Source organism: Lactiplantibacillus xiangfangensis (assembly GCF_001438845.1).
GTDB classification, from domain to species: domain Bacteria; phylum Bacillota; class Bacilli; order Lactobacillales; family Lactobacillaceae; genus Lactiplantibacillus; species Lactiplantibacillus xiangfangensis.
On the sequence record NZ_JQCL01000089.1, the window covers coordinates 1 to 7997 of the forward strand.

The 7997-nt window shown below is 44.9% G+C and carries 7 protein-coding genes and 1 tRNA gene; 5 read left to right on the forward strand and 3 right to left on the reverse strand.

The features are described from left to right. Window positions 1–566: 566 nt before the first annotated feature. Window positions 567–639 (forward strand) — tRNA-Thr (locus tag IV64_RS11285). Window positions 640–839: 200 nt separating this feature from the next. Here IV64_RS11285 and IV64_RS11290 read toward each other — a convergent pair. After that, a complete protein-coding gene (locus IV64_RS11290; protein WP_057707349.1) occupies window positions 840–1316 on the reverse strand; it encodes a MarR family winged helix-turn-helix transcriptional regulator in 477 nt (158 codons plus the stop codon). 202 nt (window positions 1317–1518) lie between these two features. Next, on the reverse strand, window positions 1519–2952 hold the full coding sequence (locus IV64_RS11295; RefSeq protein WP_057707350.1) for an amino acid permease: 1434 nt from the start codon (window positions 2950–2952) through the stop codon (window positions 1519–1521). Between the two features lie 228 nt (window positions 2953–3180). Between IV64_RS11295 and IV64_RS11300 the strand changes: the two genes are divergently transcribed. Then, window positions 3181–3939, forward strand: coding sequence for a type I 3-dehydroquinate dehydratase (locus IV64_RS11300; protein ID WP_237757339.1), 759 nt, complete (start codon window positions 3181–3183; stop codon window positions 3937–3939). 3 nt (window positions 3940–3942) lie between these two features. Continuing rightward, window positions 3943–4167, forward strand: a complete 225-nt coding sequence (locus IV64_RS11305; RefSeq protein WP_057707351.1) for a hypothetical protein — start codon at window positions 3943–3945, stop codon at window positions 4165–4167. A gap of 237 nt (window positions 4168–4404) precedes the next feature. Here IV64_RS11305 and IV64_RS11310 read toward each other — a convergent pair whose 3' ends face one another. Then, the gene (locus IV64_RS11310) at window positions 4405–4857 is read right to left on the reverse strand and encodes a flavodoxin (protein ID WP_057707352.1); all 453 of its coding nucleotides are present in this window, start codon (window positions 4855–4857) and stop codon (window positions 4405–4407) included. Between the two features lie 231 nt (window positions 4858–5088). Here IV64_RS11310 and IV64_RS11315 point away from each other — a divergent pair, with 231 nt between their 5' ends. Next, complete coding sequence (locus tag IV64_RS11315) at window positions 5089–6792, forward strand: prolipoprotein diacylglyceryl transferase (RefSeq protein ID WP_057707353.1); 1704 nt, start codon at window positions 5089–5091, stop codon at window positions 6790–6792. A 145-nt stretch (window positions 6793–6937) separates the two neighbouring features. Continuing rightward, window positions 6938–7888, forward strand: a complete 951-nt coding sequence (locus IV64_RS11320) for a phosphoglycerate dehydrogenase (RefSeq protein WP_057707354.1) — start codon at window positions 6938–6940, stop codon at window positions 7886–7888. The last annotated feature ends 109 nt before the right edge of the window (window positions 7889–7997 follow it).

Sequence of the window (7997 nt, forward strand, 5' to 3'; positions counted from 1 at the left end):
GAGGGTAGGACGTTGCCATGCAAAGTTAGAATCAGCTGAGGCTGGTTCTTTTTTTTACATAAAATTCGATAATGACAAGACTATAGCGCCGGTAGGGGTTCCTGATGAGGAATCCCTACCGGCGCTTTTTTTGCGTGCTCTGCTAGTGAGCATTTCTGGCTTGTTAACCTAAGCGCGTTACAAAGCACTGCTTATCGTTAGAAACTCAGCATTTTTCGGCGCTGCGCCGGCAGAAGCAGTGGGCCGTGGGGGCGGCTACAGACAAACGACGGTCTTCCGCCTCGCTTGAAAGCCTCAAAGGACGGAGTCTTTCAAGTCGCCCCGCACTGTAACCTGGCAAAAGCACCAGCTAACAGTGCCGACACGGCCCGCTGGTTCTGCCGGCTACGCTAAGAGTGCTTAAACTAAACTAGTTAAGTGTGATAGTAACCTCAACCTAGCTGGAGGTTGTTTATGATAAATGTGACGTTACTCATTGATTTCCCGGCTTACGCCACTGAATGATAATCGCCAAACTGACTTTGAAAGCCTCCTTAACTTTTGGTATACTGGATAGGACTTATTTTGCCGTTTTAGCTCAGGAGGTAGAGCGTTTCCATGGTAAGGAAGAGGTCAGCAGTTCAAATCTGCTAAACGGCTTCAGGTGCGATTTAAATAGTTTGTCGAATCGGTTACAAACGTTGCTATGACAACGCTTGTAACCGATTCTTTTTTATTTGGAAATTGGGAACTAAGCCTTGTTTTCTTGATTAGGTACACGAGTGGTACACAAGATTGCGTTTAGAAGGACTGTTACCGTAACTTATTTGGATAATAAAAAACACCGTTTCATAACGGTGTTAATGGTCCTTAGGGGCCGGTGATGACTTGGTATACGTTGGTTCGATAATCTGCTGGGTAAAGTCATTTAATAGGCTTAATAGGTTGTTAATACGACGCTTACCAAGCTGCTGTGTCCATTCACCAAGGGTCTGCTGAATGGTCGTAATTAGTGCCTGATCAACTTCTTGACCACGTTTGGTCAGTAATAAACTCTTTTGGCGCCGATCATTAGGATTTGAAACTTGATAAACGTAGTCGTACTTTAGGAGTATGCTGATTTGACGGGAAATGGCACTACGCGACACGTGGTGACTATTTGCAATATCCATCAACAGCAATGGCTCGTGGCTAGTCTGAATTTCGTGCATGATTAAAAAAGTATCAAACGTTAGGTGGTAAGTATTAAGTGGCGCAGTAATCCGGTCATTGAGATAACGTAAGACTGCAGCGTAGTTATTGAGAAAATCGTCAAATACGGGTGTGGTGGCTGCCATTTATTGGACCTCCTTAACTTAGGCTTGTCTGAACAATATTAATGTACAGTGATTATTAGTAATTGATTTTCATATAAAATAGTAACGCAAAACTTATTTAAAGTGTTAAATAGTGGGCCGTAAAATTATAGAACGATAATAAAAAATGGTACTTGCATCATCCTCAGATGACGTAAGTACCATTCTTATTATCATTTTTAAACTAGGCTTTGGCATTACCGCGCCGAGCAATCATTGGTAGAATCATCCCTAAAGCAACGAAGATGATTGGCGTAATGATGTTTAACGCTAATTGGAACCACCAGCCGCTTGGGTTAGCTGCTAAGGATGTCTTTGGGACCATCCCTAAGATACATGCAAAGGCGGTGAAGAAGAAGCACCAGGCCCCAACAATTTTACCAGCCATCGGGTTCTTCAAGAACTTGTACTCGCTCTTGAACTCCTTTAAGTGCTTGTTTAACAAGATGTAGGCTAAGAATACCCAGAGGTAACGCATTGGCATAACAACTGAGTTTAAGTTTAGCAACCAGTTGAACAATTCGTTCATGTTACCAATTCCTAAAGCAGGAATGATAATCAAGATGCTGACTAAGATCCCAGTCATGATATAACCGTTAACCGGCACATCTTTTTTGTTCATCTTGCTGAGTTTCTTTGGAATAAATTCTGGATCGGCGTCACCAAGCAAAATCTTCAGTGGAGCATCGATTGAGAAGGCTAATGCAGAAACTTGCGCAAGCACGTTGGCAATCGCGTACAGAATTAAGAATAAGTTTCCAACGTGGTAGAAAGCACCTAGGCGTTGGAAAGCGTAGTAAGCACCGTTGGCCATTAAATCAGCTGGAATATGTTTTGCGTTGAAGAGAATCCCCATCGCAAAGGAACCTAGTAGGGCACAGACAGCGACCATTCCAGCTAAAACTAACATTCCCAGTGGAAATTCGCGACCAGGGTTTTTCGTTTTATTAACGTACGGTGAAATCTTTTCCGAACCCCCAACCGCAAAGACTAACATTGAAACGGTTGTGAAGTAGGCAAAGTCGAACTTAGGAATATAAGACTTGATGGAAAGCATGTTCGGCGTTTGAACTGATGCTTTGGTCATCAATGGGGCGGAAACGGCTAAAATAATGAATAAGATCGACATAATGAACATCCCGGTCCCAGCAACACTACCGATTCGTTTTAACGTTGTTAAGCCTAAGGAAGCAATCCATAGGAAGAATAAAAATAGCACTAAACAAATAGCTTGAACAACGATGGCAGGGGTGGTGTTGATGAAGTTCCCGTTGCCCTTAAATAGCCAACTGAAGGCGATTAGAATCCCTTGGGGCTTTTGTGCTAAGTATGGTACATGGACGATCCAATACGTCCAAGCGGCATAGTAGGCTAGTCGCTTCGTACTAGTGGCACGAATCCAAGATGAAACGCCCCCTTCAGCGTCTTTGAACGTTGAACCTAATTGACCAACAATTAAGGTATAGGGCACAAAGTAGATAATCATGATCAGGATCCAAGATGTAACCACTGACAGGCCTTGTAACGCAAAGTTGTTAACAACGTTACCCAAACCCCAGACGGCTACGAACGCAATTAATGCGATGTTGGACCATCGTAACTGCTTTTCTGTTTTCATAAGCTAACCTCTTTTTTTAGTCTGAATATGCCTAATTGTAAAACGAAAATGGAAGCGTTGACAACTTTATTTTTTCAATATTAAAAGCGCTTTAAATTTTGGTATAAAAAATGAATATTAGATGTTAAAATAGCGAAAGTTTGATATTGTTAAATAGAATAACGAAACAACTAGTCGCGTCAATGATGTGTCAGGGGACGGACGTGTTAGACTGAAATGAAAGCGGGAATGATTTTGAAAACAGTTACCATTGGGACGGTCACATTGTCAACGGGAATGCCAAAAATTGGGGTAGTGCTTTCTGGAAGTAACCGGCAGGCGTTGCTGGGACAAGCTGCGCAAGTCTTGTCTTCAGCGGCTCAGGTGGTTATTTGGCGACTGGCTGCTTACCAAGAGTTCGATAATCGTGCGGAATTGATCAATACCGCAACACAACTGCAGCAAGTTTTAGGCACAATTCCAGTGATTGCTGATTTTCAGACGGACCAAAAGCCAATGTCAGCTACGGATTACGGTCAAACTTGTTTGACTTTGGTCAATAACCGGGCAGTCGCCGCGGTGGACATCGACTTTACTATGGTCAATCAAATTGATTATGAGAATTTAACCAATCAGATGCGGACCAACCAAATTGCCCTGTTATTAAGTCAAACGTTACCGGCAACGTCAAGTACGACTGATCTAGTAGCGGCTTATACAGAAATGGCTGCTGCGGGGGCAGATATCGCACGGGTGACGATTGAAGGTCAAGATGCTAGTGTGGTCCTAAGACTCATGACTGCGACTGCAACCGCGCGTCAACAGCTAACATTGCCACTCATCGCAACGGTCACCGGGGCGCTCGGTCGTTTTAATAGTGTTTGTGGTCAATTAACCGGGTCAGCGCTGGCATTTGGACGCGTTGGTCGTGTCGGTGAACTGAACCAACTTCCCGTCAGTCAGTTGAAGCAAGCTCTACAGATTTTATCAACGGTAGAAGGAGCCTAGTGCATGAAGTGGAAATCAATTTGGCGGCACACACGCTATATTTTGGAGACACTTGTCATTTACTTTTTCCTAATTCAGGGACCGTATGACTTGTGGCTCGGCAAAACGGGTTATCACTTATGGTCCTACGTTATAAATACGGTTGGAATTGCGGCGCTTTTCTTGGTCGTTGAGATTATTTATAATTACGTGCGCCAACAAATTTTAAAGCGTCGACGTCATCAATGAAAAATAAATCATCATAAGTGAAAATAAAATAGATTTTAGAACAAAATTCAAAAGCCCTACAGAAATAGAAAAATATTTCTGTAGGGCTTTCCTGTCATTATCGTCGAAACGTGCGCCAAGAGGCAGTTTGCTCCGCTTAACCCGAAATCAGCGATCATTCCAAACCCAGGAATAATCGCTGGGTTCACGTTAATGCTCACCAACTAATCGCCTTTTGACCCACTCTATTTTTTAAAATTAAGCGTTAGCTTGCGTCTTCACGATTTGTTCCGCAAAGGCGTCTAAGTTTTTAATGTCTTCAGCTTCAGGTGCAAGGTTAACGAAAACGTCCTTGGCTCCTTGAGTGGCGCCCGCTTTTTTCAGAACCTTACTGAAATCAGTCACCGCGCGGCAGTAATCGTCGTCGTAGAAAGTATCCCCTGAGCCGGCGCAACCGTACACTTTACCGCTCAGGTCAACGTCTTGTAGGTCGTCAAAGAAGTCCAAGCCTTCTTCGGGGAGAGCCCCTTCGTCATAAGTGTAAGGAACGACGATGCAAATATCGACCGCCTCAAATTCGGTTGCGTCCGCCTGCGAAATTTCTTCCTTCGTAACGTCCACACCGAGATTTTCTAGTTTTTCCGTAATGATGTCAGCAACATCTTCATTGTTACCCGTAATGGTTGCAAAAATGACTTTGGCTGTGGCCATGATAACTCCCCGCTTTCAATTTGTTATTAAGCTGATTATAGCAGAGTTCGTAGTAGAAATTAAGCGGAGTTGGCGATAATCAGAAAACCGCTAAACCAGTGGTTTCTCAGTAACGGATTCCATGCTATAATTTACTTAATAATGGTTATTTTACCGGCTCGTGTTAAAGTTATTGACGGCGCTTAACCAGAAGACTTTATTGATACTAATAATTGGCGAGGAGCGGTTAATTTGTCTAAAAGAGAAAAGAAATCGCATTTTGGTAAGCGGTTATGGGACTCAATCACTGAGCCGTTGCCAGATGATAACGATGATCAAAATAATGAACAGATTCCTTTAGCTTACGATTTGAAGGACTCTGCTGAAAGTGCACCAGCAAAGCCAGCGTCATCTGCAGAAAGTACCGCCGCAAGTTCTGCTACGAAAGCGACAAAGAAGCAACACAAGCAGCCAGTTTCGGAAGCATCAGCGGCTTCAGCAGCGGCATCAAAGTCACATCAAAGCAAGTCAGCGGCTGCGTCAAAGCAATCGTCTGAGGAAGCCAAGGCAGCGGTACCGGCCAGTGAGGCGAAAGCACCCAAACTAGCTGAACCTGCAAAATCAAAGCGGTCTGCTACTAAGAAGTCCGCTAAGCGCACGCACAAACAGGCTGCGCAGTCAGCAGCCGATACTAAGGCGGGGCGGACACCAGCGAGTGCTGCTACGCCAAAAGTAGCCAGTGCGGCGTCGCAGCCTAAGATTGCCGTTCGTGGGACTGAAAGCGCTGATGATGACCAACCAGAATTGCCATTATCACGTGAAGAGTTATATGGTGACCAACAACCAAATGGTGGTCGGGAACCGGAAAAGCGGAACGCGGATAACATGTCACGGGTTGCACGACATGCTGATCGAATTGACGATGAAGCGGCCGATGAACATGATGATGCTGACAACCCGCATTTAAAGAAAAAGTCCCGGAAGTCCGGCCATTATAGTTGGAAATTGATGGGCGTAGGGGTTGCCATCTTAGTTGTTGCGGGACTTGGTGCGTTACTCATGTGGAACCGGGCTAAAACGGCGCAAGCGGATGCTAAGTCCAACGCGGAAGCAATTGTCCAGGCCATCTATACGTCAAGTGCACAGCGTGATTTACGCGCCAATGCATCGACTGACCAATTAAAGCAGTTACAGACTAACATTGATAACATGAAAGATTCTAGCGAAAAAGATAGGCTGCAAAAGCAGTACGATTACGCTAGTCAGATGATGCAAGTCCGGTCAAGTTATCGTGAGTTGCGTAACACGGCAGGATTGATCAACATTGACGTGACGACTAAGTCGATTGCTAAAGACCGGCAAAAGATCGTGTCAACGGGATTGACCAACGATAAAGCTTACTTTGCCAAGAAGTACGACAAGCAATTTAAGGCAACGAGTAAGACGGTCAAGAAGGTTGCTGGTTACGACGCTGCATTTAAGAAGCTTTATACTAAAAAGGGCAAGCTTAAATCAACCACGCCATCCAGCGATATTGACGTGATTCAGTCTAACTTGAAGGCTTACCGGAAGAAATCTCAGTTAGCTGCGAACGATTACCAGCAGTTAAAGGCGGACCGTAAGAAGCTAGCTAAGACGGCTAGTTCATCATCTTCAAGCTATAGTTCAAGCAGTTCTAGTTACAGTGAACCTGAGTCATCTTCTAGCTCATCATCGTCTGAAACTAGTTCGGATTCAGATACGTCATCAACGACGTCCGATAGTAGCTCAACTTCGACTTACTATGGTGGTGGAAATGACACGCAAACTAGTTCAGCGGCTGAAAGCTCAAGCACGACTCATTACAGCAGTCATTCAAAGAACAACAATACCACTGGTACCGGTACTGGCAACACAACCGATCAAACGACTGGCGGTACGACCACTAACGATACAACAACGACTGATAATAATTAATTAAAGTCATCGTTTTGGCGGCTCTGATTGAAAAATGCTTCTCAGATTTTTTTCTGAGGAGCATTTTTATGTTTGGTGCTAAGTCCCATGGTGTACCATGGAATTAATAAAAATAGGGCCAAAAATCAGAAACGGAGTGTCAAACATGCCAATTGCATTAATGGTTCAAGCAACTAAGCCGGCACAACTTGCGCAGATTAAAGCACAGTATCCGGCTTGGCAGTTTAAAACGGTCGACCAGTTAGCGGTCGCAGATTATGATCAGGTTCAAGTGATGTTCGGCAATCACCCGATTTTAAAAACGTTGTTGGCACGGCCGACGCACCAGTTAAAATTAGTACAAGTAATCTCTGCGGGGGTGGACTATCTGCCCCTCAAGGCGTTGGCACAAGCACACGTGTTAGTAGCGAATACGAGTGGAATTCATGCGGATGCTATTGGTGAAAGTGTCCTGGGGGCTATGCTGACGGTTGTTAGGGGCTACCACGCCGCCTGGATCAATCAAACCGGAGCTAAAGCTTGGTCGTTGCCCGTCAAAACGACTACGCTGACGGATAAAAACTTATTGGTATTTGGAACGGGACAAATTGGGCAATCGATTGCACTGAAAGCAGCTGCTTTCGGGATGCACGTTGTTGGGGTCAACACGACGGGCCATCCGGCAACTGGTTTTGATGCGACGGTTGCCTTAACTGCTGCCGACCAAGCACTGAAGCAGGCCAACTTCATCGTAAACGCGTTGCCATTGACGCCAACGACGCACCATCTCTTTAACGCGACGTTGTTTGCAAAGGCTGAACAACGGCCAATGTTTGTTAATATTGGTCGTGGTCCCGCCGTTAATACGGCTGACTTGGTGGTTGCGTTAGATCAGCATCAACTCAGTATGGCCGCGTTAGACGTGACGGAACCAGAACCATTGGCGGCAACCAATCCACTATGGCAACGTTTTGATGTCATGATTACGCCACATATTTCGGGTCAAATTGATCATTTTCGCGCAACGGTCTTCGGTATTTTTGCAGCCAATTTCGCCCAGTACGTCCAAGATGGAACGCTTGCTCGTAATCAGGTTGATTTGACGCGAGGGTATTAGTAGACTCAAGATTGAAAGCATTAAAATAGGCGTAATCCAAGGGTTAATAACAGAAAAATAGGATTCTTCATCGCTCCGCCGGACAGAACCAGTGGGCTGTGGGGTCGGC

Excerpts from the sequence above, each read along its gene's own strand:
- IV64_RS11295 (WP_057707350.1), bottom strand. The coding sequence starts at position 2,952 with ATGAAAACAGAAAAGCAGTTACGATGGTCCAACATCGCATTAATTGCG.
- IV64_RS11290 (WP_057707349.1), bottom strand. The coding sequence starts at position 1,316 with ATGGCAGCCACCACACCCGTATTTGACGATTTTCTCAATAACTACGCT.
- IV64_RS11320 (WP_057707354.1), top strand. The coding sequence starts at position 6,938 with ATGCCAATTGCATTAATGGTTCAAGCAACTAAGCCGGCACAACTTGCG.
- IV64_RS11300 (WP_237757339.1), top strand. The coding sequence starts at position 3,181 with ATGATTTTGAAAACAGTTACCATTGGGACGGTCACATTGTCAACGGGA.
- IV64_RS11305 (WP_057707351.1), top strand. The coding sequence starts at position 3,943 with ATGAAGTGGAAATCAATTTGGCGGCACACACGCTATATTTTGGAGACA.
- IV64_RS11310 (WP_057707352.1), bottom strand. The coding sequence starts at position 4,857 with ATGGCCACAGCCAAAGTCATTTTTGCAACCATTACGGGTAACAATGAA.